27 protein-coding genes and 1 pseudogene are annotated in these 26139 nt (G+C 36.4%); 15 read left to right on the forward strand and 13 right to left on the reverse strand.

Annotated elements, in window-relative coordinates; translation table 11 throughout:
* Positions 1-137: 137 nt before the first annotated feature.
* Positions 138-581, reverse strand: coding sequence for a TonB-dependent receptor (locus GNY06_RS10955; RefSeq protein WP_166520097.1), 444 nt, complete (start codon positions 579-581; stop codon positions 138-140).
* 424 nt (positions 582-1005) lie between these two features.
* Between GNY06_RS10955 and GNY06_RS10960 the strand changes: the two genes are divergently transcribed.
* The 3 genes from GNY06_RS10960 to GNY06_RS10970 are packed head-to-tail and all read left to right on the forward strand — an operon-like array spanning position 1006 to position 2893.
* Entirely contained in the window at positions 1006-1662 is a 657-nt protein-coding gene (locus tag GNY06_RS10960; RefSeq protein WP_166520098.1) for a FadR/GntR family transcriptional regulator, read from the forward strand.
* On the forward strand, positions 1659-2492 hold the full coding sequence (locus GNY06_RS10965; RefSeq protein WP_166520099.1) for a sulfite exporter TauE/SafE family protein: 834 nt from the start codon (positions 1659-1661) through the stop codon (positions 2490-2492). The genes GNY06_RS10960 and GNY06_RS10965 overlap by 4 nt, the downstream gene beginning before the upstream one ends.
* A complete protein-coding gene (locus tag GNY06_RS10970; RefSeq protein ID WP_166520100.1) occupies positions 2492-2893 on the forward strand; it encodes a DUF1634 domain-containing protein in 402 nt (133 codons plus the stop codon). The genes GNY06_RS10965 and GNY06_RS10970 overlap by 1 nt, the downstream gene beginning before the upstream one ends.
* 121 nt (positions 2894-3014) lie before the next feature.
* On the opposite strand, the gene dnaJ is transcribed toward GNY06_RS10970, so the two are convergent.
* From dnaJ to proS, 5 genes are all read right to left on the reverse strand, one after another.
* A complete protein-coding gene (dnaJ, locus tag GNY06_RS10975; RefSeq protein ID WP_166520101.1) occupies positions 3015-4124 on the reverse strand; it encodes a molecular chaperone DnaJ in 1110 nt (369 codons plus the stop codon).
* Positions 4125-4154: 30 nt separating this feature from the next.
* Positions 4155-4691 (reverse strand): nucleotide exchange factor GrpE, encoded by a 537-nt coding sequence (locus GNY06_RS10980; RefSeq protein ID WP_166520102.1) that lies wholly within the window; start codon positions 4689-4691, stop codon positions 4155-4157.
* Between the two features lie 50 nt (positions 4692-4741).
* Positions 4742-6151, reverse strand: coding sequence for an Nramp family divalent metal transporter (locus GNY06_RS10985; RefSeq protein ID WP_176590017.1), 1410 nt, complete (start codon positions 6149-6151; stop codon positions 4742-4744).
* Positions 6152-6271: 120 nt separating this feature from the next.
* Positions 6272-7567: an OmpA family protein gene (locus tag GNY06_RS10990; RefSeq protein ID WP_166520103.1), complete on the reverse strand. Its 1296-nt coding sequence runs from the start codon at positions 7565-7567 to the stop codon at positions 6272-6274.
* Between the two features lie 315 nt (positions 7568-7882).
* The gene (gene proS, locus GNY06_RS10995; RefSeq protein WP_166520104.1) at positions 7883-9358 is read right to left on the reverse strand and encodes a proline--tRNA ligase; all 1476 of its coding nucleotides are present in this window, start codon (positions 9356-9358) and stop codon (positions 7883-7885) included.
* A 145-nt stretch (positions 9359-9503) separates the two neighbouring features.
* Between proS and GNY06_RS11000 the strand changes: the two genes are divergently transcribed.
* The 3 genes from GNY06_RS11000 (at position 9504) to GNY06_RS11010 (ending at position 13650) form a co-directional block, all read left to right on the forward strand.
* On the forward strand, positions 9504-10400 hold the full coding sequence (locus GNY06_RS11000; RefSeq protein ID WP_244614418.1) for a vitellogenin ii: 897 nt from the start codon (positions 9504-9506) through the stop codon (positions 10398-10400).
* A 55-nt stretch (positions 10401-10455) separates the two neighbouring features.
* Positions 10456-11865, forward strand: coding sequence for an OmpP1/FadL family transporter (locus tag GNY06_RS11005; RefSeq protein WP_176590018.1), 1410 nt, complete (start codon positions 10456-10458; stop codon positions 11863-11865).
* Between the two features lie 363 nt (positions 11866-12228).
* Positions 12229-13650: an OmpP1/FadL family transporter gene (locus GNY06_RS11010; protein ID WP_176590019.1), complete on the forward strand. Its 1422-nt coding sequence runs from the start codon at positions 12229-12231 to the stop codon at positions 13648-13650.
* A gap of 70 nt (positions 13651-13720) precedes the next feature.
* Here the strand turns inward: GNY06_RS11010 and GNY06_RS11015 are convergent, their stop codons facing one another.
* Both GNY06_RS11015 and GNY06_RS11020 read right to left on the reverse strand, forming a co-directional pair.
* On the reverse strand, positions 13721-14413 hold the full coding sequence (locus GNY06_RS11015) for a ZIP family metal transporter (RefSeq protein WP_166520105.1): 693 nt from the start codon (positions 14411-14413) through the stop codon (positions 13721-13723).
* A complete protein-coding gene (locus GNY06_RS11020) occupies positions 14414-15136 on the reverse strand; it encodes a class I SAM-dependent methyltransferase (protein ID WP_166520106.1) in 723 nt (240 codons plus the stop codon).
* Between the two features lie 47 nt (positions 15137-15183).
* Here GNY06_RS11020 and GNY06_RS11025 point away from each other — a divergent pair, with 47 nt between their 5' ends.
* The 3 genes from GNY06_RS11025 to GNY06_RS11035 are packed head-to-tail and all read left to right on the forward strand — an operon-like array spanning position 15184 to position 17853.
* Positions 15184-15612, forward strand: a complete 429-nt coding sequence (locus GNY06_RS11025; protein ID WP_244614419.1) for a Fur family transcriptional regulator — start codon at positions 15184-15186, stop codon at positions 15610-15612.
* Between the two features lie 39 nt (positions 15613-15651).
* A complete protein-coding gene (locus GNY06_RS11030; protein ID WP_166520107.1) occupies positions 15652-16812 on the forward strand; it encodes a THUMP domain-containing class I SAM-dependent RNA methyltransferase in 1161 nt (386 codons plus the stop codon).
* Between the two features lie 45 nt (positions 16813-16857).
* Positions 16858-17853, forward strand: a complete 996-nt coding sequence (locus GNY06_RS11035; protein ID WP_166520108.1) for a glycosyltransferase — start codon at positions 16858-16860, stop codon at positions 17851-17853.
* Positions 17854-18001: 148 nt separating this feature from the next.
* Here the strand turns inward: GNY06_RS11035 and pncA are convergent, their stop codons facing one another.
* Positions 18002-18607 carry a bifunctional nicotinamidase/pyrazinamidase gene (gene pncA / locus GNY06_RS11040; RefSeq protein ID WP_166520109.1) on the reverse strand — a complete coding sequence of 202 codons (606 nt, stop codon included), beginning with the start codon at positions 18605-18607 and terminating at the stop codon, positions 18002-18004.
* A gap of 577 nt (positions 18608-19184) precedes the next feature.
* Here pncA and GNY06_RS11045 point away from each other — a divergent pair.
* On the forward strand, positions 19185-19784 hold the full coding sequence (locus tag GNY06_RS11045; protein ID WP_166520135.1) for a Crp/Fnr family transcriptional regulator: 600 nt from the start codon (positions 19185-19187) through the stop codon (positions 19782-19784).
* A 301-nt stretch (positions 19785-20085) separates the two neighbouring features.
* Here the strand turns inward: GNY06_RS11045 and GNY06_RS11050 are convergent, their stop codons facing one another.
* A complete protein-coding gene (locus GNY06_RS11050) occupies positions 20086-20394 on the reverse strand; it encodes a hypothetical protein (RefSeq protein ID WP_166520110.1) in 309 nt (102 codons plus the stop codon).
* A gap of 710 nt (positions 20395-21104) precedes the next feature.
* Between GNY06_RS11050 and GNY06_RS11055 the strand changes: the two genes are divergently transcribed.
* From GNY06_RS11055 to GNY06_RS14700, 5 genes and pseudogenes are all read left to right on the forward strand, one after another.
* Positions 21105-21926, forward strand: coding sequence for a hypothetical protein (locus GNY06_RS11055; protein WP_166520111.1), 822 nt, complete (start codon positions 21105-21107; stop codon positions 21924-21926).
* Positions 21877-22767: an outer membrane beta-barrel protein gene (locus GNY06_RS14695; RefSeq protein WP_166520112.1), complete on the forward strand. Its 891-nt coding sequence runs from the start codon at positions 21877-21879 to the stop codon at positions 22765-22767. The genes GNY06_RS11055 and GNY06_RS14695 overlap by 50 nt, the downstream gene beginning before the upstream one ends.
* Positions 22713-22961, forward strand: a complete 249-nt coding sequence (locus tag GNY06_RS15310; RefSeq protein ID WP_166520113.1) for an outer membrane beta-barrel protein — start codon at positions 22713-22715, stop codon at positions 22959-22961. The genes GNY06_RS14695 and GNY06_RS15310 overlap by 55 nt, the downstream gene beginning before the upstream one ends.
* Positions 22943-23182, forward strand: a pseudogene (locus tag GNY06_RS15315) (outer membrane beta-barrel protein); the annotation flags it as partial. The gene GNY06_RS15310 and the pseudogene GNY06_RS15315, both read left to right, overlap by 19 nt.
* 5 nt (positions 23183-23187) lie before the next feature.
* Positions 23188-23499, forward strand: a complete 312-nt coding sequence (locus tag GNY06_RS14700; RefSeq protein WP_166520114.1) for an outer membrane beta-barrel protein — start codon at positions 23188-23190, stop codon at positions 23497-23499.
* 193 nt (positions 23500-23692) lie between these two features.
* Here the strand turns inward: GNY06_RS14700 and GNY06_RS11080 are convergent, their stop codons facing one another.
* From GNY06_RS11080 to GNY06_RS11090, 3 genes are read right to left on the reverse strand one after another with little or no spacing between them, the layout of a single operon-like run.
* Positions 23693-24352, reverse strand: coding sequence for a 3-oxoacid CoA-transferase subunit B (locus tag GNY06_RS11080; protein ID WP_166520115.1), 660 nt, complete (start codon positions 24350-24352; stop codon positions 23693-23695).
* Positions 24353-24355: 3 nt separating this feature from the next.
* On the reverse strand, positions 24356-25057 hold the full coding sequence (locus GNY06_RS11085; protein WP_166520116.1) for a CoA transferase subunit A: 702 nt from the start codon (positions 25055-25057) through the stop codon (positions 24356-24358).
* Between the two features lie 6 nt (positions 25058-25063).
* Complete coding sequence (locus GNY06_RS11090) at positions 25064-26137, reverse strand: zinc-binding metallopeptidase family protein (protein ID WP_166520117.1); 1074 nt, start codon at positions 26135-26137, stop codon at positions 25064-25066.
* Between the last annotated feature and the right edge of the window lie 2 nt (positions 26138-26139).

Here is a 26139-nt window from a genome sequence, read left to right on the forward strand (position 1 = left end):
GCCTCTTTTTCCTTTGCTTAAATGAGGTAAAATCCATCTTTCTATTTTATCTTTGCTGATGAGTTCCAGATTATTATTTATTTGATTTGTAATACAAAATTGCTAATTTTCTCGGAACTCTTTTTGTGTAAATAAGTTTAAACAACTTCAATATTAATGAGTCCTCCATTTCCTTCTGCATCATATTTAGCAGGTGGGGTGGTGATAATTTCTATACTTTTTATATTATCGGAAGAAATAGTCTTTAAAAAATTTGTTAAATCGTCCCCCGAAAGTGGTATTATTCTATCATTTACCATTACAGAAACGTTGTTTTTGCCAACAACTGATATTTTCTCATCGATCACCCTCACACCAGGCATTAGACTTAGTGCTTGCATAGCATCGCCACCAGCAGCCGAAATCGAGTTTTCAACATTAAAAACCAATCGATCTATTTTTCTTTCAATCAATTTTTTCTTGGCAATGATTTCAACCTCTTCAATTTGTTTTCCTATCATTTTATTGATTGAATCTTTTTTTTCTTGAGCGAAATAAAAAATAGGGAGTACAAAGCCAAAGCATAATAATACTTTTCTCATTTATTGTGGTTTTTAATAGCACAAAAATTATGATTATTATCAATTTACGCAAAAGTATGATTCCAAAATTGATAAATCTAGACAAATTTTATTGCTTCGATATCTTGAGATAATAAATTAGATTCTGTGAATAGTTTAATTAAAACAAGGTCAATACCATGCTCTGTGGGGCAAAATGCATTTAATCCCAACCTATTTCTTATTTGTTTGACGTTGTGATTTTAAATGGAAGAATGATCCTACTGAGCTTATAAAGTTATAGAATGCCTATATCTATTTATATTTTAGGCCAAACACTTCTCACCGAAGCTATTCTTACTATTTGTTTTAGCTATCAATCCAGCTATTAATATTTAAATTATGTATTAAATTCATCAGATGTTTTTTAGAAAAGATCATATCTTTGTGCTGTTTCTTGATTAAGATGGAAAAGAAAAAAAGTTTATCAGACGTAGTCACCTGTAGGTTACAGGAAGATATCCAAAGCGGAAAATATGCTGTAGGAGATAAACTTCCGACCGAAAAAGAACTGATGGATCTCTATAAAGTAGGACGTTCCACTATAAGAGAAGCGGTGAAGCTATTGTCCATGTCTCGTATGCTTACCGTGCGTCAGGGATCAGGCACTTACGTGAATAAACGCCAGATACTAAACCCTCCGGATATACTCAATAAAGCAAAGTTTGATGAAATTAATGATGCGAGACGTTTGCTGGAGGCTGACTTGGTCTTACGGGCTTGTCGTTCTGCGACAGACGAACAGTTAAAAGCGATTGAAGCGAGTATCCAAGAAAAGAAAGATGCCATTCTGCTTGAGAGCAAAGAAGCCTGTATCAAATCAGATATTTTATTTCATCTTCGTATTGCTGAGGCAGCCAATCATAAAGTTTTATTCTGGGTTTACCAGAGTTTTACCGATATGATTACTGATTTTTTCAGGCTGAGAGAGCCTCATGGTATCAGTTGTTTTGCCATGAGCTATTATTTGCATGAAAAACTCTACCTAGCTATTAAAAGTAAAAAAGAAAAACAAGCTATAAAAATACTTCACAATATCTTAAATAATAATTTTTCTTTATGAGCATTCTTATTTTCTCTATTATACTCCTAGCAGGAGCTTATGTGGCTGGTCTGTTGGGATCTTTAACCGGTTTAGGAGGTGGTGTTATTATTATTCCGTTACTCACCTTGGGATTTCATGTAGACATACGATATGCCATCGGAGCGGCATTATTAGCTTCTATAGCGACTTCATCAGGAGCGGCCTCTGCCTATGTAAAAGAGGGTATTACCAATATCCGATTGGGTATATTTTTGGAAATTGCCACCACCATAGGAGCTATTATTGGTGCTTTTATTGCGATCTATATGCCCACCAATGCTATTGCTATTATCTTTGGGGTTGTACTGATCTTTTCTGCTGGTATGACCGTCAGAAAAAGGAAAGAAAAAGTCTTGTCGCAAGGGAGTAAGTTGTCCGAAAGACTCAAGCTTAATAGCAGTTATCCAGTTGATGGACAAAAAGTAAATTATCAGCTGACGCATGTGGCGGGTGGTTTTTCTTTAATGACACTTGCAGGCGTACTATCTGGTTTATTGGGAATAGGCTCGGGTTCTTTAAAAGTATTGGCTATGGATAGTATCATGAAGATTCCGTTTAAGGTGAGTACGACCACCAGTAATTTTATGATTGGCGTAACGGCAGTCGCTTCTGCTGTGGTCTATCTACAAAGAGGGTATATGGAACCAGGTATGGCTTTTTCAGTGGTCCTAGGCGTATTGGCAGGTGCGCGTACCGGAGCCAAAGTATTACCTAATATCAACGCGAGAATTTTGCGTATTATCTTTGCTGTAGCAATAGCAGGAGTAGCTTTAGAAATGATAATAAACGGCCTTAATCATAAATTCTAATGAAAAAATATTTTTCACAACAGTACTGGAAGGACCAGGATATACAGTTATTGGTAGGGAAAATTTTACGTGCAGGAGTGAGCATAGCTTCCCTCATTGTTTTAGTAGGAGGCATTATGTATCTCATTTCTTATGGAGGGGAGACATTGCCTGATTATAGTATTTTTAAGGGTGAAAGCATTGGGTATACCAATCTTAGTGGTATCTTCTTAGGTGTATTTGATTTAAAGGCCGTCGCTGTTATTCAGTTAGGGGTAGTGGCCCTTCTAGCGACTCCTATTTTTCGGGTGTTTTTTTCACTTATAGGTTTTCTCCTGGAGAAAGACAGGCTCTATATTGTTATTACGGTGATGGTGTTGGGGATTATATTTTTCAGTATTTTCAGTGATATAAAAGCTTAGCAGTAAGAAAAACAATAATCCGTATAAGAAACGGAGAGCGCTACAATAGATAAAATATTGAGAACATATAAATCAATAAAAAGCCTGCTAAAAGCAGGCTTTTATGTGATTATTAAAAGACTTAATTGAACAAATCTTTTACTTTTTCAAAAAAAGTTTTCTCTTTTCCCGTAGGTTTCGGGATCATTTCTTCGGAATTGATTTGCTCTTCAAAAAACTTTCTTTGTTCATTAGAGAGTTTCTGAGGGGTCCATACATTGATATGGATAAACATGTCACCTTTGCCATAACTATCGATACTCGGCAGTCCTTTATTGGGAAGTCGGAGTATTTTTCCCGATTGGGTGCCTGCATCGATTTTAACTTTTACTTTACTGCCTACAGTAGGTATTTCTTTAGAGGTTCCCAAGGCTGCTTCAGCAAAAGAAATATAGAGTTCCTGGTGTAGATTGTCTCCTTCTCGTTTGATGTGGCCATCTTCCTCTTCTTCTATCACCACTAATAAATCTCCCGGACTACCTCCGAAAGGAGCATCATTTCCTTTGCCGCGAACATTCAGTTGAATGCCATCTCTGGCACCGGCTGGAATATTAATGCTTATTTCCTCGTCATCCCTTATAAGACCTTGCTCATTGGCACCTGGTGGAATTTTGTCCGCTACTTTACCTACGCCATTGCAATTTCCACAAGTGGTTTGGGTTTGCATTTGTCCCAGCATGGTGTTCATTACCCTTACTTGTACACCGCTTCCTTGGCATGTAGGGCAGGTTTTAGCGCTTACACCAGGAGCTAATTTCATTTTTTTTACCTTGATGGTCTTGGTGGTACCGTTTACCATCTCTTCAAGGTTTAGTTTTATTCTGACCCTAAGGTTGCTACCTTTAGATTGTCGATTACCTCTGCTACCGCCAAAGCCGCCGAAATGTCCACCAAAGATATCTCCAAATTGACTGAAGATGTCTTCCATATTCATTCCTCCACCAAAGCCACCACCAGCGGCGCCAGCTCCTACACCTGCATGTCCGTATTGGTCATATCGCGCTCGTTTATTGTTGTCGCTTAACACTTCGTAAGCCTCAGCAGCTTCTTTAAATTTTTCTTCAGCCGCTTTATCACCCGGGTTTTTATCGGGGTGATATTGAATGGCCATTTTGCGATATGCTTTTTTTATCTCTTCAGCGGAAGCGGATTTGCTAATACCCAGTATCTCGTAGTAATCTCTTTTTGTCATTTTTTTTCTTACTTCAGAATTTAATTTAGATTAGGCTCCTACTACTACTTTGGTAAAGCGGATTACTTTGTCATGCAGCATATATCCGGTCTCTATAACGTCTACTATTTTAGTTTTGAGTTCTTCCGAAGGTGCCGGAATTTGCGTGATGGCTTCATGTTTATCCACATCAAAGCTATCCCCGGTTTTTACCTCAATAGTATTTAGTCCTTTTTCTATCAATTTATTTTTAAATTTTTGGTAAATAAGCTCTATCCCTTTAAGGTCTTCTTCATTACCGCTTTTTGAGAGTTCTTTTATCGCTCGCTCAAAATCATCCAGTATAGCAAGCATGGACACCATCAAATCCTGGTTGGCATACTTATAAAAGTCCATTTTCTCCTTACTGGTTCTTTTTTTATAATTTTCGAACTCAGCATACAGGCGGATATAACGATCTTTTTCCTCTGCCAGTTGGTCTTCTAGAGAGGGAGTTTCTGTCAAATTTTCAGTAGATGTTGTTTCGTTGTTCCCTATATTTTCATTTTGAGCGATATCCTCAGCTTGTATTTCTTTATTTTCGTCCATTATTGAGATATTTTTTAATCATCCTCACAAAGATGAAGCCAAAATATAATTTAGGACATTTCGTCATGTTTTTCTTTTTTTAGAGGGTAATAAAGCGTACATATCAGCAGGCTGAGAAAACCGATAATGCCTAGTATATTTAAAAGTTTGCTCTGAGGTGACAAATGCTCAAAGCCCTCCATAGAGTAGGACACTAGCCAGAAGAGGTTTAAGCCGCAAATGATTGTAGCTATGGTCCAGGCCGCGATTTTCATAGGTGTTTTTATCCTGAAATGATGCATGATTTTTTTTGAACTCACGCTAAAAATGAGTGGAATAATCGCGAAGCTCAATTGTAGGCTGAGTACTACTTGCGAGAACACCAGTAGGGATTCTGACTTGTCATCGCCATAAATAATAATGACAAAAATAGAGGGAATGATCGCCAGTAATCGGGTGATAAGCTGACGTAGAAAAGGTTTGATTTTAATATTCAGGTAGCCTTCCATTACAATTTGTCCTGCTAAAGTTCCTGTTACTGTCGAGGATTGTCCTGCTGCAATTAAAGCTATGGCAAAAGCGATAGGTGCAAACTGGTTGTTTAGAATGGGTGCCAGCATCTTATAGGCATCTGTGATGGAGCTCAGTTCTTGATTTCCGGAGTTGTGAAAAGTGCTTGCTGCGAGAATAAGAATAGCGGCATTTACCAGGAAAGCGAAGTTTAAAGAAATCGCGGAATCCCAAAAATTGTATTTAAGTGATTCTTTTATGCTTTCGTCATCATTATCAATCTTACGAGATTGTACTAATGAGGAGTGTAAATATAAATTGTGGGGCATTACTGTAGCGCCTATAATCCCTATAGAAATATACAGCTCTTCTGTACTCAGTTTTTTGGGTACTAAACCACCTGTTATAGAGCTAATGCTGGGTTGGGAGAGAAGAAGTTGGAAAATAAATGCGCCGGCAATAATAAAGATGAGACCTAGTATAAAACTTTCAATCTTTCGTACTCCCAATTTTTGTAGATAGAGAATTAATAGAGTGTCAATAAAAGTAATGAGCACCCCCCAGATCAGGTCGATTCCAAATAACAATTTCAGACCTAAAGCCATGCCTAATACCTCTGCTAAATCGGTGGCGATAATGGCAATTTCAGCCAACAAGTATAATATAAAGTTAATCTTTCGCGGATAAAGATCTTGATTAACCTGGGCAAGGTCTTTCCTGCCTACAATACCCAATTTGGCAGAGAGATTTTGTAACAGTAATGCCATAAGATTGGAGAGTAAAAGGATAAATAAAAGCTTATATCCAAATCGAGAGCCTGCTTCAAGATCGGTAGCCCAATTCCCAGGATCCATGTAGCCGATGCTCACTAAGAGTGCCGGGCCAAAAAAGCTGAATATCCGCCGCCAGCCAGTCAGTTTTTTTGTGTCTATAGTCTCGTGAATTTCATGAAGAGATTTATCTTTTATCATAAAAAGTTAGTTATATCTAACAAAAGTAATAAAATTAACCTAAATTAGGATATGTTTCATAATAAAAACCGCTCCTTTGGAGCGGTTTTCATGGCTTTAATACAACAATTATAAGATTGATTATTTAGCGAATCTTATTTTCATTACTCTGTCTACAGCTCTTTCTTCATTAGAAGCGCTAGCGTCTGTTGTCGCAAATTTGCTACCATAACCTTCAGCTCCTACAATCTGGTCCCCTACGCCTAATTTAGTCAATTCGGCTTTAATAAAATCAGCTCTGGCTTGTGAAAGTCTTAGGTTATTTTCTTCATTTCCTGTCTTATCAGTGTAGCCACCAATTTTAATTTTAACATCAGGATAGGCTTTTAAAATAGTAGCGATATTTTGAATTTGCTCTTCAGATCCAGCTTCTAACTGATCTGCCTTACCGATTACAAAACTAATATGGTCGAAACTGTACCAAGTGCTTTTCAAAGCTTCGTTGTCAGTGGTAGCATATTTTCCTGATTTTAAAAATTCTACCATTTTTTCTTCCATACCGCCTTTATAGCCTTTTAGTTGTATACCGTTTAAATCTATAGAGGTGGTCTCCTTAATGACTGCTGTAGCGCTATCTATTTTATCAGCTACTTTATTCACGCTATTGGTGATGGCTTGATCAATCTCTCCTTTGTTAGGAGGTGTACATTGTTTCCAGATAAACCAAACTACCAAACCTAATAAGATAAGTGGAAGGAGCCATTTCCATACTGAACTGCCAGTGTTTTTAGGATTGGGAGGGGTATAGCTAGTCCCAGGTTTGTTGGTTTTTCCTTCAGAACTTGAGAATGCGTGTTTTAGATCTTCTATTTTATCCGTTACCGTTTCTTTAACGCTTTCAGCTTTATCTCCCAAACCACTAAATATACCGCCTAATCCTAAAGCACCTAAGGAAAGCCCTGCAGGTAATAAGTTGCTCACCCAGTTTTTTTGAGTAGAGAGTAAATTTGAAAACTCAGATTCATTTAGATTGTTTTCTGTGGCATACTTACCAATTGTGCCCAAAGTAGCTGCTGAAGTCAGTCCCAATAAAGAATGAGCAGAGGATTCTTTAATACCTGCAAAATTAGATATTGAAGAGGCTATGCCGCTTATTTTATTTCCGAATAGAGAAGAGGTGATCCCTGAAACGACTGAATCATTTCCCGTGATAGATGAAGTTAGGTTAGATAGAATTCCACCTGAAGCCAATCCTTTTAATTGACCCAATAGTCCAGGGGATGTAGCTTTATCTGCTACGCTGCCTACTAGAATAGGAAGGAATGCACTAATCGCTTTTGATACGCCGGCTTCGCTTTCCCCAAGATGGGTAGCAGCTTGAGAGACTACAGAGGGGGAAAGATAGTTTTTTACAAGATCAATAATGTTTACAGACATAATAGTTTAGTTTAAAAATTATTAAACCAAAAATAAACATTTTTTTTAATATAAGCCCCCAAAGATGAAATTTTAAGATTTTTTTGAAGAGAAAAATACAGTTTTTTTTGAAAAAGCCCGTCTGTATGGATTTTTTCCAAAAAAAATAATATTTAATATTCACTAATAATAAAATATGGTGAATATTTTACTATTTTAAAGAATAAGTATTGGCTGAGAAATGTATAAATTAGGGAATACTATTTTGTTCGTGGTAAAAAAAAGCATAAAGCGCTCTTTATATAAAGAGCGCTTTATGCTTTGTAGATAGTTTTCTTAGTAAGCTTTGGCGAATAATACTCTTCTTTTAGAGGGTTTTCCAGTGATAAGAGAGGAGCCTTCCTCCTCCTCTCCATCAAGTGGAATACATCTAATCGTAGCTTTTGTTTCTTCTTTAATTTGAGCTTCTTCTTCAGCGGTGCCATCCCAGTGTGCTGATAGGAAACCTCCCTTTTCTTCCAATAAAAGTTTAAACTCTTCGTAAGTATCCACTTTTGTAATATGTGCATCTCTGAAGCTTTTTGCCTTATTGAAAATATCATGCTGTATTGTTTTAAGTAGATTTCCAATATAATCGGCTAATCCTTCGATGGGCACAATTTGTTTATTCATCGTGTCTCTTCGGGCAACCTCTACGGTTTTGTTTTCCAGATCTTTCGGTCCAATAGCTATCCTTATTGGTACTCCTTTTAGTTCATATTCGGCAAACTTCCAGCCGGGTTTATATTCATTCCGCTGATCGTATTTCACGTAGATTCCTTTGGATTTTAAATCGGAGATCACCTCATCGGCCACCCTTCCAATTTCAGTCAATTGCTCATCATTTTTGTGAATAGGAATAATCACCACAGGAATAGGAGCTAAATTGGGGGGTAATACCAGGCCATGATCATCCGAGTGTGTCATAATCAGGGCACCCATAAGTCGTGTTGAAGAACCCCATGAGGTGGCCCATGCGAACTCTTGTTTTCCTTCCTTGGTGGTGAATTTTACATCAAAAGCTTTAGCGAAATTCTGACCTAAGAAGTGCGAGGTTCCCGCTTGCAGGGCTTTTCCATCTTGCATCATCGCTTCAATGCAATAGGTTTCCTCGGCTCCTGCAAATCTTTCGCTCTCTGTTTTATATCCTTTTATAACCGGAATAGCCATAAAGCGCTCCGCAAAATCGGCGTATACATCCAACATTTTTTCCGTTTCTTCAATCGCTTCTTTTTCTGTTGCGTGAGCGGTATGCCCTTCTTGCCATAGAAATTCAGCTGTTCTTAAAAACAGTCGGGTTCTCATTTCCCAACGAACAACATTGGCCCATTGATTGATGAGTAGTGGTAAATCTCTATAAGATTGAATCCAGTTTTTATAGGTGTTCCATATAATAGCTTCAGAAGTAGGTCTTACGATGAGTTCCTCTTCTAATTTAGCTTCTGGATCCACAATAAGTTTTCCCGCGTGGTGCGGATCGTTTTTTAATCGGTAATGTGTAACTACAGCGCATTCTTTAGCAAAACCTTCAGCATTTTTTTCTTCGGCTTCAAATAAGCTTTTCGGTACGAAGATGGGGAAGTAAGCATTTTGATGACCTGTTTCTTTAAACATTCTGTCCATTTCATCCCGCATTTTTTCCCAGATGGCATATCCGTACGGTTTAATGACCATACAGCCTCTAACACCTGAATTTTCTGCCAAATCTGCTTTTACGACTAGTTCGTTGTACCACTTGCTATAATCTTCAGCTCTTGAAGTTAATTTTGCCATGTTTTGTATATCAATTAATTTAACTTTTATTGGAAAGGTTTATCTAAATAACAAATTGTATATTTATCCCATAATATTGGGTGAGATTGGTATAATTTTAGCAATCTATTTTGCAAATATATTGATAAAAATTAAGCTTGTAGTTATGATGAACAATAAAACGATAATTGGTATGCTCAGTTTGTTTAGATGCAATCTGTTAACAAGTTTGGCATTGATGGGTACGCTTACTTCTTGTGCATCTTACCTGAATGGTTATACTGAAACAGATGGAGCTTATTATGATCCTCAAAGGGATAGTGTACCCGACTATGGAACCTACGCTTCCTCAGAGCGTCAAATAGGAGATTATTATTCTTATGATGATGTACCGAATGGGCAGAGTGTAATAAGGCAAGGTCAGGATAATCAGAAGGCTCAAAAGGAAAGGTATAAAAATTGGAATGGAGTAAATACAGATTCAGATTGGGGTGAGTATACGGGTACTCAAACTTATGTCAGTCACAATTATTATGGAGGTATGTGGGGATCTTATTATGGTTGGGGCGGGTATTATCCTTACTTTTATAATCCCTATTGGGGGTTCGGTTGGGGTTACCCTGCTGTGTCTTGGCGTATAGGATTTGGATGGGCTGGTTATTATCCAGGTTGGGGTTACGACCCATTTGGGGGCTGGGGCTATCCTTATTATGGTGCTTATTATAGAGCAGGATATTACCGTCCGCCCTATAGAACCCGATATGTGGGTGGAAATCTTGGCGCAACAGCTTTTCGAAACCAGCAGGGTGTAAGGTATCCTAACCAAGGTAATTATAGAGTGCAGCGACAGTCTGTACCTCAGCGCTCATGGAATGATTCAGATTCAGGGATAAGAAGAGATAATGGTTTTAACCGCTCTATGGAGCGTCAGGCTGTACCCCAGCGTTCTTGGAATAATAGTAGGCCTTCTGATGGCGGGTTCCGTGGAAATAGTGGATTTAGCAGTGGAGGACAGAGAAGTATGGGTTCCGGTAATGGTTTTAGAACGGGTGGTAGAAGATAAAAAGTGAGAATAAAGAATAAAATGTTATATTTATGATGAATAAAGAAAATATAAAATGCAGAAAAAAATAGTTCTATTGATAAGCCTTTTTCCTGCCGTATTGTTTTTACATGCCCAGGAAAATACAGAAATTCGTAATGCTGCTACAGTTTACGGGAATAATATGACTTTGGGTACTAGCCGATACCTCGGAATGGCAGGGTCCATGGGAGCTATTGGCGGAGATATCTCTGCTACCAATGTGAATCCCGCTGGATTAGGGGTTTATATTACAGGAGATTTTCATGCAACATTAGGGATTAATTCCTATAAAAATACCTCTACCCTAAATCAGAATAGCTTAAGTTATAATAAAAACAACACCAATTTAAGTCAATTTGGAGGGGTGCTTGCTTTTCCGCTTTCCGGAAGTGATTGGAAATACCTTAATATAGGGATCAATTATCTCAATCAGAATTTGGACGATTATATAGAAACCCCAGGAGATCATGATATTTACAGGGATTTACAGGGGCAAGGCATCCGGGATAGAGTCAGTTTCGATGGGCATAGCTATAACCGAACGGGACATTTAACCAAAACCAATTTTGGTGTAGGGGGAAACTATAAGAATAAACTGTACGTAGGTTTGGGGCTTAATTTTCATGCTGTAGATGTTAGACAATGGGATAGTTATCGAATGCAGTTTGCTTCTGATCCTGATGATCAAAAAGTATTTTATAATAAGCAGTATTCACCTTATGATGAGTCTTCTGTAGGATTTTCAATGGCGGTTGGTGCAATCGGTAAACTGAATGATTTCTTTCGTTTGGGGCTCTCTATAGAATCGCCTACATGGTGGGATACTGAAAGGAATTATACGAGTTATTCTAATGCTGATCCTAAAATTTATAGCGATGATAGGGATTTTCGAACACCAGCTAAAGCAAGCTTTAGCGCGGCATTAATTCCGTCCAAAGATTTTGCATTTAATATAGATTATACATTGGGCATTTCAAAACCAAAATATACTTCTTCCATAGATCAAGGTTCTGTAAATGAATCTCTTAATCAATATTTTAATAGCTCTTCCAAAAATCTTTCTGAGTTTAGAGTGGGCGCTGAATACAGAGTTGCAGGGCTGCGGCTGAGAGGAGGCTATTCTTTTGCCAATAATCCTTTTGATCAGCAGGAAATACCGAGTATTCATGCGGGCAATAAGATTGAGAATGTAAACTATAATAATCTATATGTTGGTAAAAGAAATATTTTAGGTTTAGGAATCGGATATGATTTCCGTTCCTTTTATGTAGATGCAGCCTATCAAAATATACGATATGATTACGATAATCCATTTTTTAACGGCGAATATTTTACCACCGATTCTAGTATTTCATCTAAGGGGGTTAATTTTAAGGAATCCATCGTTTCTACAGTAAAAAACCAGCAGAATAATATATTTATTACAATGGGCTATAAATTTTAGTTTTTTAGCTCATCTCTGATCATAAAAAAGGCTTACCATTTTTGGTAAGCCTTTTTTATGATGTCAGGTATGCATCCTTATCTCTGTAAAGGTTTTATAAATGCATATCCATATGAGGTTACATAATCTCAAGAAAAAGAGTAAATAAGCATATTTGGCTTCAATTCGAAAATGTGGAATTAATTTAACTAAAATGCGCTAAAATATGTTGTTTTATTAGTATAGTTAGGTGATAAAATTCAGATATATGATGTGAAAAAATAAAGTATTTAGTTTATAATTTATAAAAATAAAAAAATAAAATATTATTTTTTATTTATAATAGAAAATAAATTATTAATTTTATTGAAAATAAAAAATAAAATGCAGAAAAGAATAATTTTATTACTGAGTCTTCCTGCTGCAGTGTTTTTGCATGCTCAGGATGCTGCGGAGGTTCGTAACGCAGCTACAGTCTATGGAAACAATATGACCACAGGTACAGCCAGGTCCTTCGGAATGGCAGGAGCAGTGGGAGCTTTAGGGGGGGATCTTTCTTCCGTACAGATCAACCCTGCAGGTTTAGGTATTTATACTAAGGGTGATCTCCAAGTAACGGTGGGACGGTATTCTTATAAAAATACCTCTACAATGATAGACCATGATTATTCTTATAACAAGAAGAAAAAAACTTTCGATCAGTTAGGTGGAGTAATTGCACTCCCTCTAAAAGGAAGTAAATTGAAGTACCTGAATGTAGGTGTAAGCTATGTAAGAAAAAATATAGATGATTTTGTAGCTTCACCAGGAGACAAGAATGTTTTTATAGATAACTCTTGGACGGGTTCAGATGGAAAACCTGTTCTAGATAAACTAATTTATGATGGGCATAAATATGACAGAGTGGGGCATTTATCTAAAACAAATATTAGCATTGGAGGAAATTATAACGATAAGCTTTACTTAGGCGTGGGCTTTAATTATCATAAGGCAGATCTCTCTCAGTGGGATACTTATCGTATGAAATTTGGTTCACAACCCAAATCAAGTGTGATTTATGATAAGCAGAGTACGCCTTATGATGAATCTTCCAAGGGATATTCTGTCGCTGCTGGAGCCATTTTTAAACTGACTGATGGGTATCGCCTCGGGATAGGTTTCGAATCTCCGATATGGTGGAATATCGAAAGGCAGGCTACTCAGTATTTAGAAAAAGGCAAGAAAAAGGTGAGTGATGATAGGGATTTTAGGTCACCTGCAAAGGTCAATTTAAGTGCTGCTTTAATGCCTGTTAAAAACCTTACCTTAAGCGCAGATTATTCCCAAGCAATTACAAAACCTAAATATACTTCGCCTATAGAAAAGGGTAGTATGAAGGAGGTTGTAAATGAATATTTTAATACTTCAGTTCGATATGCTTATGAATTTAGAATGGGTGCAGAATATACAATTGATAACCTTAAGCTTAGAGCCGGTTACGCCTTTGCTGAGAATCCGGTCAAAGAAAGAAATATAGCAACGTTAGGCCGGGATAAATCTATTACCAACGTACGCTATAATAATCTGTATGTGGGTAAGGAAAATATATTAGGCTTTGGTGTGGGATACACTTTTTTCCGTTCCCTCTATATCGATGCTGCTTATCAGAATCTTCGATATGAATATGATAATCCGTTTTTTGATGGAGTGTATTACGCCAGAACCTCCAATAATAGTCGCGTAAAGGTTGCGAATAAAGAATCAGTAGTTACTTCGGTCAAGAATCAGCAGCATAATATATTCCTTACTTTAGGTTATAGATTTTAACCCGAATACCTCCAATTCCGTTCTTTAAAAAAACAAAGGAATGCTTAGCATTCCTTTGTTTTTTAGCCTGTTAATGATGATGAAAGAGATGTCCTATATAAGCCACGCTGATTCCCAAAAGGACTAATATTATTTTTTCTATATCGAGTGTATGATTTTTATTGCCTTCAAAAATAATAACAGAGGATATATGTAGGAATATACCACTTACAATGGCAAGAATATAAGTCTGAGATGCTGCGGTGAAATAGTGTCCCAGCAACATGCCCAGAGGAGAGGCTAAGGCGAATAAACCAATCACGATCCAAGCTATTTTTCTATTGGAGTTATCGTTAAGGAGAAAAGCACCCATTACAAATGATATCGGGATATTGTGAACCAAAATCCCCTGGAGATAAGGGCTTATTTCCTGAGGCATTTTGCTCAGGGGAATACCTTCTATAAAGGCATGAATAAACATGCCGACGATTAAGGCGATAGGGAAGATCTGTTTTTTGTCTTCCTGATGATGGAAATGCCCATGCTCAAAACCTTTGGTGAGGCTTTCCAGGATCAATTGCAAGATGACACCCCCTAATATCCATATGCCGATGGCGTGTGTATTGCTTTCAAAAACTTCTGGAAAAATTTCCAGGACCGTCATGCTAAGTAAAAATCCCGCGCTGATAATGAGTAAGCGCTTGGCTAATTTTTGTTGTTTTCCAAAATAGTAACCCAAGCCAATACCAGATAGTACGCTGAGGACAAGAAGTAGATAAATCATTTATTTTTTTTGAAAGAGAATAATACAGCGTGCAGTGTTTTCAGTGAAGGGGTTAAGTTGATAATCCCCCCACCGATCGATAAAAGAAAGGTGGTGCTTTTCTGCTAAGGATATTAGCTTCTCAAAAGAGTGTAGCTTTACTTTTTCTTGGTAGTGAAAATCTTTGTCTTCAGTCTTAAATCTAATGTTTTTTATCACCCTATTATCTTCTATTCTCTTTTGAATATTAAAGGTAATATTTTCTTTAGTTGTCTGATATTCGGGTTCTAATGTGTTTTTCACATAATCCGCATTCAGAAAATCAAGAACAAATAATCCTCCCGATTTTAATATTTCTGCAACCGATTTAAACACTTTTTCATCGTCTTTATCATCTTCAAAATAACCAAAACTGGTGAAAAGATTCATTACGCATTCTACCTTGTCACCCGGAATGGGTTCTCGCATGTCGTGTACTTCAAAATGCAGATCCTGGGTTTCAAATTGTTTATTATATCGGATACTGGCTTCAGAAAGATCGAGCCCCAACACTTGGTATCCCTTTTTATTGAGGTACACAGAATGTCGCCCTCGACCACATGCCAGATCTATAAGAGCCGAATTTTTAGGCAGCTTAATTTTATTTAATAGTTTATCGATGAAGTTTTCAGCTTCAACATAATCTCTGTCTTTATATAAAATATGATAATATGGTGTATTAAACCAGCTTTCGAACCAAGCCATTGTTTTGTTTTTTTTAGTAGTGGCAAAGTTAGAAAAAATCACTAATATTGCAACAGTGTCGCATTATTTTTTTATTGAAGGATGAAATGGGGAATAAGAGAAATACAAAATCCAAGCAACAGGTTTTAGAAATTCTTAAAACTGAAAAAGGAGCTTTATGTCATGAAGTCTTTCAGGACAGGCTACGGGATTCTGTGGATAGGGCGACTATTTATAGGATTCTCAATAGTTTTTGTGATGATGGTATTGTCCATCGCATTATTAGCGATGAGGGGAAGCAGTATTTTGCTTTAAGCCAAGTATGTTGTGCAAAAGAACACCGGCATCATCATTTTCACTTCCGTTGTTTAAAGTGTAAAAGGGTTAGTTGTATGCCAGAAGAATTAATGATCGATTTCCCGAAATCTTACCACGTGGTCCAATTGAATGCTTTTGCATCGGGATATTGTCCAAATTGTGTAGAAAAAGAGGAATAGCCTTTTTAAAATGTGTATTTTTGTGGGATATTTTATGTTATGCAAGAAGGAGATCTGGAAATACAGGTGAAAACTTTTTTCGGGCTGGAAAATATCCTCGCGGAAGAAATCAAAAAATTAGGTGGAAAAAATGTAGAGATAAAAAACCGCGCTGTTAATTGTGTGGGAGATTTAGGTTTTTTATATAAATTAAATTATTCTTTGCGCACAGCGCTGAAGATTTTGGTTCCGGTGTTGACGTTTAAAGCCTTTAACGAAAATAAATTTTATGATAAACTTTTTAAATTTCCATGGGATGATTACTTAGATCCCGATCAAACTTTTGCTATAGATGCGACTGTATACTCCGAGCGTTATACTCACTCTCAGTTTATGACGTTTAAAATGAAAGATGCTATCGTAGATTACTTTGTGATGAAATATCGCAAACGTCCTTCAGTGGATACCAAAACTCCGGATATTAAATTTCATTTGCATATCGACAGGGAGTTGGTAACGGTATCTCTGGATAGTAGCGGAGACCCTTTATTTAAAAGAGGATATAGAAGAGAACAGACAAAAGCGCCTATTAATGAAGTGTTGGCGGCAGGGATGTTACAGTTAGCAGGTTGGGATGGAAAAGGAAATTTCTTAGACCCCATGTGTGGATCCGGCACTTTACTCATAGAAGCTGGAATGGTGGCCATGGATTTACCCGCACAGATCTTTAGGCGAGATTTTGGCTTTATGAAATGGAAAAACTATGATGCAGCATTGTTCACAAAAATCAAGGATTTCCGCGTTAGCAGAGTTAAAGCCTTTGAAGGCAAAATCTTAGGATACGATATAGATGAAATTGCTTTAGAGAGTGCGGGGGTCAATATTAAAGCAGCTGAAATGGAGGATATTATTGTAGTAAAAAAGAAAAACTTCTTCGATTCTAAGAAAGAGATTTTTCCGCTTTTAATCGTTTTTAATCCTCCTTATGATGAACGTTTGACCATTTCTGACGATGCATTTTATAAAAAAATAGGAGATACTTTTAAAAATCATTATCCTAATACATTGGCCTGGTTGATATCAGCAGATCTTGAAGCTGTTAAGAAAATAGGTTTACGCCCCTCTCGAAAAATTAAGCTCTTCAATGGAAAATTAGAATGTCGCTTTTTGCAATATGAAATGTATGATGGCAGCAAGAAAACGCATAAACAAAAAGCTTGATGACCGTAAATCTCTGTTTCATCCTCTCTATAATTATTTCGAAATATGAAAATATCCATTATTGTAGCTATTTATAATAGAAGAGATGAGCTTTTTGAACTCCTCAATAGCTTTTCTCATCAGACATATAAGGATTTTGAGGTTATAATTGTAGACGATGGATCCTCTATTAATTTATTACCCACGGTAGAGATATTTCGATCCATGTTCAATATTCAGTATTTTAAAAAAGAAAATACAGGGCCTGGGCTTTCACGCAATTATGGTGCACACCGGGCAGAGGGTGAGTGGCTAGTATTTTTGGATTCTGATGTTATCGTAGAAAAAGATTATGTGGAGCAAGTACTTAAAAATATTGAGGAATATCCTACAGATGCTTTTGGAGGAGCTGATAAAGCGCATAAAGGCTTTAATCTTTTGCAGAAAGCAATATCTTACTCCATGACCTCCGTTTTTACCACCGGTGGAATAAGGGGCCGCAAGAAAGCGGTGGGGAAATTTCAACCCCGTAGTTTTAATATGGGAGTAAAAAAGTCTGTTTTTTTAGAGATAGGTGGATTTTCAGATATGAGAATAGGCGAAGACCCAGACCTGTCCATGTCTCTATGGGAGCATGCTTATCAGACTACTTTTTACCAAGGGATAGCTGTATACCATAAACGCCGTACAAAACTATGGAAGTTTTCCAAGCAAGTCTACCAGTTTGGAGTGGCCCGTCCTATTCTCAACCAGCGTCATCCTTTATATACTAAGATAACCTTTTGGTTTCCCAGTATATTTACACTCGGTTATGCCATAGGTATTATTCATTACTTTTTTGAAGGGAATGGTTTGATTCTTATTTTATATGGACTATATACCTTAATAGTGTTTGCTCATGCCAGCTGGCTACATCGTAATATTTCCATCGGGGGATTGGCTATCGTTACTACTTATATACAGATGTTTTCTTATGGCTATGGTTTCTTAGAGTCTTGGTTGAAAATTAATATAGGTAAACAAAATGCGAAAAAGGCTTTTCCTGGTCATTTTTATGAATAAAATCAACAGAAGAGCATGATTATATGTTAAATTAATAAGCCTCCTAAAGTTAGGTGAGCTTTTTATAAAAAAACTCACCTAACTTTAGGAGATTGAATCAAAAATACCGAATTAATATTTAACCAATTTTTTATTTCGGTAGTATATATTAGGCCAGGATGCTTACTTTTTGTTGAATTAATTCGTAGAGGGTATTTTTCTCATTTTCAGGTTTTATATTCACAGCTCGTGTTCCCTGAAAGTGTAGACAGGTAATAAAACCTTCCTGAGCGGCGTCTAGGCATGTTGCTCTTACGCAATAGTCCAGAGCAAGGCCGGCCACTTCCACGAGTTCTATATCATGGGATCTAAGAAAATCGGTGAGTCCTGTTTTGGTAAGTTGGTGATTGTCCTGAAAGGCACTATAGCTATCGATTTCCGGGTTTGTACCCTTTTGGATGATGTGGGAGGCTTTTGGGTAGTGGAGTTGAGGATGAAACTCTGCACCCCAGGTGCCTTGTACACAATGATCGGGCCACATAAACTGAGGAATACCGTTAAGAATGATACTTTCTCCCACTTTTTTGTTATGATGAGAAGCAAAGCTTTTATGATGGGGCGGATGGTAATCTTGTGTGAGGATAATTTGGCTATAAGTATCATCCTCCATAAGGCTATTAATGTAAGGAATAATTTCATGTGCTCCTGATACGGCCAATGTGCCTCCTTCACAAAAGTCATTTTGTACATCTACTATAATAAGTGCTTTTTTCATGTTCGTCATTTAATTACCAAATTTATGGTAAATTTGGTATAATAAAAGAAACAATATGGACTTAGATAAAAAATGTGTATTTTATAACAGTATAGAGGTGAAAAGAGGAAAACGAAATATGTAGTAAAAATCCAGATCGGAGGAGATCCTCTAAACATGGGTTTTTCCTGAAATTATATTAAAATTAATTTTATTAGTGTTTATACGTGATTTTGCAGTACACAAATAGGATAAAAATTTAGAAAAAATATTCAAAAGTAAAGGAAAGATGTTGGAGAATTTTGGAATCTAAAAATAAGTTTAAGGCTGAGGAGAAAATTTTCTATTGATGTAGGGTATTTGATAAAGCGGCTTTATCGGTAAGAAATCTTAAGAAAATTTTAGGATTCATTCCCAATATAATCATCCTTAGCACTCTAGCTTTTGTTCTTTTAGATTAACTGCTTTTAAAAACTTCGCCAAACAAATTTTCGAACAATTTATATAAAACGTGAAAGTCTCCAGAATATTTTAACGGAGAATAAGAGGAGCGCTATTTACAACATCTTACATGAGAGTATCAATGCTTAAGAGGATTATGGATATAGAAAATTTTTCAACATATATACAAAAGCTTTTTCATATTAAAGAGCAGGAGTTTTCGGTTTGCAGGTCCTTGGTGAAATTAAAAAAAATACCCAAATCCAGGCTCCTCATAAGAGGAGGAGAGATTAATAAAGAACTTTATTTTGTAGAGCGTGGATTGTTGCGTCAATATTTTACAGATAAAAACGGCAGGGAGCATATCCTTTATTTTGCACCCGAAAACTGGTGGTTAGGGGATCGAAATAGCTCTTATTTTAACGAGCCTACCCATTTTACCATTGAAGCTGTAGAAGATACAGTAGTGGTGGAAGTAGAACCTGATTTTTTTATTAATATCAGTAAAACTTATCCCGAGGCGATTGCTAAATCCGAATTTTTATTACACCGTCATATTCGTCAGCTTCAGAAAAGGGTTTCTCTCTTGTTAGGAGCTACGGCAGAAGAACGCTATTTGGACTTTCTAAAAACCTATCCTAATCTTGTAATGAGGGTGCCACAGTGGATGATAGCATCTTATTTAGGAGTTACTCCGGAGAGTCTTAGCAGGGTACGTCGGGCGTTGGCAAAGAAGAATTTTTTGCCCGATTCATAAACTTAAGAAATAAAAAGTATACTAGGATTTATCCCTACTGATGAGAGTTTAAAATTTGACTCCAAATGAATATAAGAAAAATAATTTCTGAACATATTTATTTTATTATTTAAGGGATTATCTACAGATATCAAAAGCTAGAAGGGGGGTACTTCACTTAAGTTTTAAGCTTTTTAGGGACTTGATTCCATATAAAAAATATTTATACTTCTTTAGAGACTTATTTTATTGCAGTTAAAGTTGATGAATTTTAGGGTAGCATACGCAGATCAAACAATGCTTTTATTGCCTTTCTGGGAAATTAAGTTCCTATCAGTAGACGTTTACCATTTTTAAATTTAATTTTGATAGCCTTATTGCCGCTAATCGTGTAAGCGGTCCCTCTTACTCCTATTCTATACCCCCAACCTAAATATTCTCCATTAAGAGAATATTTTTCAACTTTAATCGCTTTAATTTTATCCCACTCGTAAAATTTTTTATTAAAAAAAGGGAAAAAACTAATATAAATTCCCTCTTCTTTCAGGGTTGTTTTTAAATTAATTGAAGTGAAAAAGAGTAAGAAACAGATATAAAAAATAATAAATATTATAAGTCCAGCACTGCTCAATGGTTTGTCCCCAGCATTTCTTTTAATATTAATTGTCTATAAGCTTCTGGCAATAATAAAATAAAGGGGATGAATAAGAGTATCTTCCACCATATATTTATCTTCTGTTTCTCTTCAAAAAATATTTTATTTTTCATTTAGTAGCGTTAAATGAATACAATATTATAAAATATAAGTAATGTTTTGATTGTATAATTTGATTTTATGTTGTATTTATTGTTTTTTTTATAATGATTTGTGTAATTTTAAGCAGATGAGAAAAATAAAAAACAGGTGCTATATTGGATTTTTCTATTGTTTTGGAGAGAAGAAGTTATTTTTTTTAACGTATTGTATTGTAGCTTCTAAGAGTCGCTGGTCACTTTTTGATGGGATAAACTTTTTATTGAGCACCGATTAGATTGAGAATGATTGTATGCTGTTAATTTTTAAGGGATAAAACTGTAGAAGTAGTTAAACCCATCTAAAAAAAACATTAATGTAAAAATAATAAGCATCTCTTTAATAAAAAATCAATAGTTTATAAAAAAAACATTAAATTCGGAACCAGAATCTGGTATAAGATTAAACAAAATCAGGAATAGATAGAAATGAACATCTCTTATGATTTACAAATCTTATCAGGGGTAAAGAGTTATTTAAACCTTTAGAATCATCTATCAAAAAAGAGACTGTTTTGTCCTGAAAATTCTAGGTTCAGTCATGCAAATATGAAAAAATATTTATGGTTTTGTTTTATTTTCATTCAAGTTTACAGCTATGCTCAACGGAGAGATATCTCAAAAATTAAAATAGTTGATGCTATAACATCAAAGCCAATAGAGAATGGAAAAATTATATTGTATTCCCAAAAAGACACGCTACTATACTCCTCTTTTGTAGGAGGGGCTTTTCTACTGGATTGTAAAAAGTACTTACCGAATATTCGTGTTTTTTCGGTTATAAAAGAAGGTTATGATGTTTATACGTTAAATACGTCGCCGAATTTATGTTTATCTCATGAGGATTATCTTGTAAAATTGGTTCCTTATGGAAAATTAATAGAAGAAGTAAAGGTAAAAGCGCCACTCATTAAGCAGGATATAGAGAAAATAACCTATAATGTCTCAAGAGACCCGAAGAGAAAGTCCCTAAATCTTGTAAGATTTTTACCCAATCTTCCCTTTGTTAGCCTTTCTCCAGATGATGAGCCTCTTTTTAAAGGGAAATCAAATTTTATCATCTTACTCAATGGTTTACGAACTCCCTTATTTTCAGAAAAAAACTTACGCGAGTCTTTAAAATCTCTTTCCGCATGGACGATTTCGAAAATTGAAATTATGACAGATCCCGATCAGTGCTATGCAAGCGAGGGATATGTTGCGGTTATTAATATTATTACTTTTAAGAATCCTTCAGAAGTCTATTATGCAGCCTTCGATCTTAGTGCAGGCACTTTTATGTTCAGTGTCAATGGGGCTGTAAATTTTAGGAAAAATAAATTTGGTTTTATCATGGAGGGAGGAGGAAATATTGAGAGAGCCTCCTTATAGCCAGCAAAAATATAATACAATAAGTGATAACTTTTTTATATCTTCCAGTGGGCATAAAAAGATTAGCCTACGACCCCAGCATGCTAATCTATTATTGAGTTATGAAATCACCCCCTTTAGTTTGATCAATATTGATGTGGGCATTTCGGGCCTCACCTTGAGAAGTCGATTCAACAATCACACCGACTTAATTTATAAGAATAAGCCTGCTGCTAGTACCTATAGCTATGATCTTGATGAACAGGAGAAGGAGCAAGAATTGAATTTAAATATAAATTACCAGAGAAAATTTAAAGAAAATAAAGATAAGATTTTAACCTTTTCCTATTCTATTAATCAGAACCGTTCAAACAATACTTTGGTAAACCTTTTGGTTAAAAGCCATAATTTTAACGGAAAGAATCAAAAACAGTTTTCTCTGAATAAGCAATTAAATAATGCTGTACAAATAGATTACGTTTATCCGCGGGGTAATTTAAAAATTGAATCGGGGCTAAGATTTACCCATAGGGATCTCTCCAATGATTTTTCTTCTATCATCATTAATCCATCCACCGGAAATATTGGAGTTGATACTTTAAATACGGGAGATATGAATTATAAATTATCTGTTTTAAGGACTTATCATTCCTATCTTTTTAAATTAGCACCATTTTCTTTTAGAGCTGGGGTAAGAGATGAATATACTTTTTTGCAGGCTGATTTTATGACGGGTGCTCCGATTAAACAACAATATACGAACTGGCTCCCCTCTATGAAAATAAATTATAAGGTGAGCAATAGTATATGTATGCGGCAATATTTAAACAGCATGTCCAGCGCCCAGGAATTGCGCTATTAAATCCTTTAATCTTAAAAAAGGATCCGTACTTTTCGAATACAGGTAATCCCAATTTAAAACCTGTGCTTATAAATAATATAGGATTTGAATACAGTAGATTTAAAAAGACTGCTATTGCTTTGGGACTTAATTATATTTTTTCTAAGAATACCATTCAAAGGATTACACAAAACCGAACGACTCCCTTATATTAACAAGTTTTGCCAATATTGGTCGGTATAAAAAATGGGGTCTGGATGCCAGTATTGAGCTTCCGATAACCTCTAGTCTGGATTTTTCTGTGAATGGTTCTTTATATTATGTAATGGTAAAAAATGAAAGGTTTGCTCAATCTGAAGCGAATAAAGGCATTGAGGGATTAATTTATAGTTATCTAACCTATAAATGGAAAACATTTGAATTTATGGCAACTTAGGTTACGTGGGTGCTAGCATTAGTATACAGGCAAAATCAAATCCCTATTTTTATTCATCATTGGGGGTTTCAAAACCAGTCTTCCAGCATCAGGGCAGTATATCTTTAAAAATTAACAATCCTTTTCAAAAGTATCGAATGATAAATACTGATGTGAAGAATCATGAAATCATACAGCTGGGGCAACAAAAAAAAATATTTAGAGGATTTTATTTATCCTTTAACCACCGATTTGGTAAACTTAAGAAAGAAGTGAAAAAAAATGAACGTAGTTTACAGGTGGATGACACTGCCAGAGAAACCGGTACAATAAATTAAGATAACTGAAGAGGATTATTTCTTTCAATATCTAAATAAAAAAGCAGAACATTTCTCTAAATTTTCGTGCAGAAATTCGCCAACGAAAGCTGGACTTGTTTTTCATTTATCAAGTTAATCTCTTTAAATGATCTTGAATCTAATTAAGATCAGGTCTCAAAAAAGGTTGAACCATACTTTTAAGGGTAAGGCGTCAAAAGTGCATTTCCGGAACAGTGTCGTCTGCATAGAGCTTTCCAGCTGTTGCCGCTTTTATTTCTTCCAGTGTTACCCCTGGCGCTCTTTCCAGAATCTTAAATCCTCCTTCTGGGAGAATTTCGTAAACGCCCAGTTCTGTAACGATTTTCTTGATACATCTTACACCGGTAAGGGGTAGGCTGCATTGGGGGAGTAGTTTGCTTTCTCCTTTTTTATTCACTTGTTGCATGGCCACAATAATATTTTTAGCAGAAGCGACCAAATCCATAGCTCCCCCCATTCCTTTTACCATTTTTCCCGGAATTTTCCAATTGGCAATATCTCCATTTTCAGAAACTTCCATCGCACCAAGGATAGTTAAATCGACTTTTTGCGCTCTAATCATTCCAAAGCTCATAGCCGAATCAAAAGTGACCGAACCTGGGAGGGTGGTAATGGTTTGCTTTCCAGCATTGATCAGATCGGCATCCTCTTCTCCTTCGTAAGGAAACGGCCCCATTCCTAATAAACCATTTTCCGATTGTAAAACTACGTTTATTCCTTCTGGAATATAATTGGCTACTAAAGTAGGAATACCAATCCCGAGATTAACGTAACTATTGTTTTTGATCTCTTCTGCGATACGCCTTGCGATTTGTTCTTTAGTTAACGGCATAACTTAATTTTTAGATCTTAGGGTTCTTTTTTCAATTCTTTTTTCATACTGTTCTCCTTGAAATATCCGATGAACGTAAATCCCCGGGGTATGTATTTCATCGGGTTTTAAATAGCCTACCTCTACCAGTTCTTCCACTTCTGCAATGGTAATCTTGCCGGCTGTAGCCATGATAGGATTAAAATTTCTGGCCGTAGATCGAAAAACAAGATTGCCAGCTGTATCGCCTTTCCAGGCTTTTACAAGTGCAAAATCGGCCTGAAAGGCATATTCTAATAAGTAATCTTTTCCATCGAAATTGCGAATTTCTTTTCCTTCTGCTACTTCCGTTCCGACTCCTGCAGGGGTAAAAACAGCAGGCATACCATAGCCAGCAGCCATGCATCGTAGTGCTAAAGTTCCTTGGGGGATAAGCTCCACTTCGAGTTCCCCGCTGAGGAGTTGGCGTTCAAACTCTGCATTTTCACCTACATAGGAAGAAATCATTTTTTTTATCTGCCGTTGATGTAAGAGGAGTCCTAATCCAAAATCATCGACACCCGCGTTATTTGAGATGCAGGTGAGATTTTTTACGCCACTTCTTACCAATTCGGCAATGCAATTTTCGGGAATACCACACAAACCAAAGCCCCCAAACATGAGGGTCATTCCATTTTGGATGCCCTCACAGGCGGCTTTTACATTTTTTACACTTTTATTCATCATGGTATTCTAATAGTATTTCAGGTTTATATCGGGTTTTATTTTTAATAAAGTTTGATATATTAGCTCAATAACATTTTTAACATCTTCTTTGCTTACCATTTCAACTGTGGTATGCATATAGCGTAAAGGTAATGAAATTAGAGCAGAAGGTACGCCTCCATTCGAGTGAGCAAAAGCATCTGTGTCTGTGCCGGTTGTACGGCTGGCGGCAGCTCTCTGGAAAGGTATTTTTTGATGGCGGGCTGTTTCAATAATTAATTCACGGATGTGGTGGTGTACGCTGGGAGCAAAGAAGACGACGGGACCAGATCCACAGTTTTGGTGGCCTTCTTTCTTCTTTTCTATCATAGGTGTGGTGGTATCATGGGTCACATCTGTAACAATAGCGATATGAGGCTTAATAGTATCTGCAACCATTTCGGCGCCATATAATCCTACCTCTTCCTGTACCGAATTGGTAATATACAGTCCAAAAGGTAGTTTCTTTTTATTTTCTTGAAGCAGACGGGCTACTTCTGCAATCATAAATCCTCCGATCCGATTATCCAAGGCTCTACACACAAAATATTTGTCGTTAAGTTCAAAGAAAGTGTCGGGGTAGGTGATCATACACCCCACGAAAATACCCAATTTTTCTACCTCTTCTTTAGAAGAGGCTCCACAATCGATAAAGATGTTATCGAGCTTTGGTGTGGGTTCATTCTGATTGGAGCGGGTATGCACGGCAGGCCAGCCAAAGACCCCTTTTACCACACCCTTTTCACCATGTATATCCACTACTTTTGAGGGGGCGATCATTTGATCCGAACCTCCATTTCGGATGACGTATATAAAGCCGTCATCTGTAATATAATTAACATACCACGAAATTTCATCGGCATGGGCTTCAATCACTACTTTAAACTCGGCCTCTGGGTTGATAATACCGTAAGCCGTTCCGTAATGATCAACTTCAATTTTGTCTACATAAGGTTTTATATACTCTGTCCATACTTTTTGTCCCTTATGTTCAAAACCCGTTGGTGATGAAGTGTTTAAATAATTTTCTAAAAATTTAAGTGATCTCTTATTGAATTTCATTT

Origin of the sequence: Elizabethkingia argenteiflava (assembly GCF_009904105.1) — a bacterium.
GTDB classification, from domain to species: Bacteria; Bacteroidota; Bacteroidia; order Flavobacteriales; family Weeksellaceae; genus Elizabethkingia; species Elizabethkingia argenteiflava.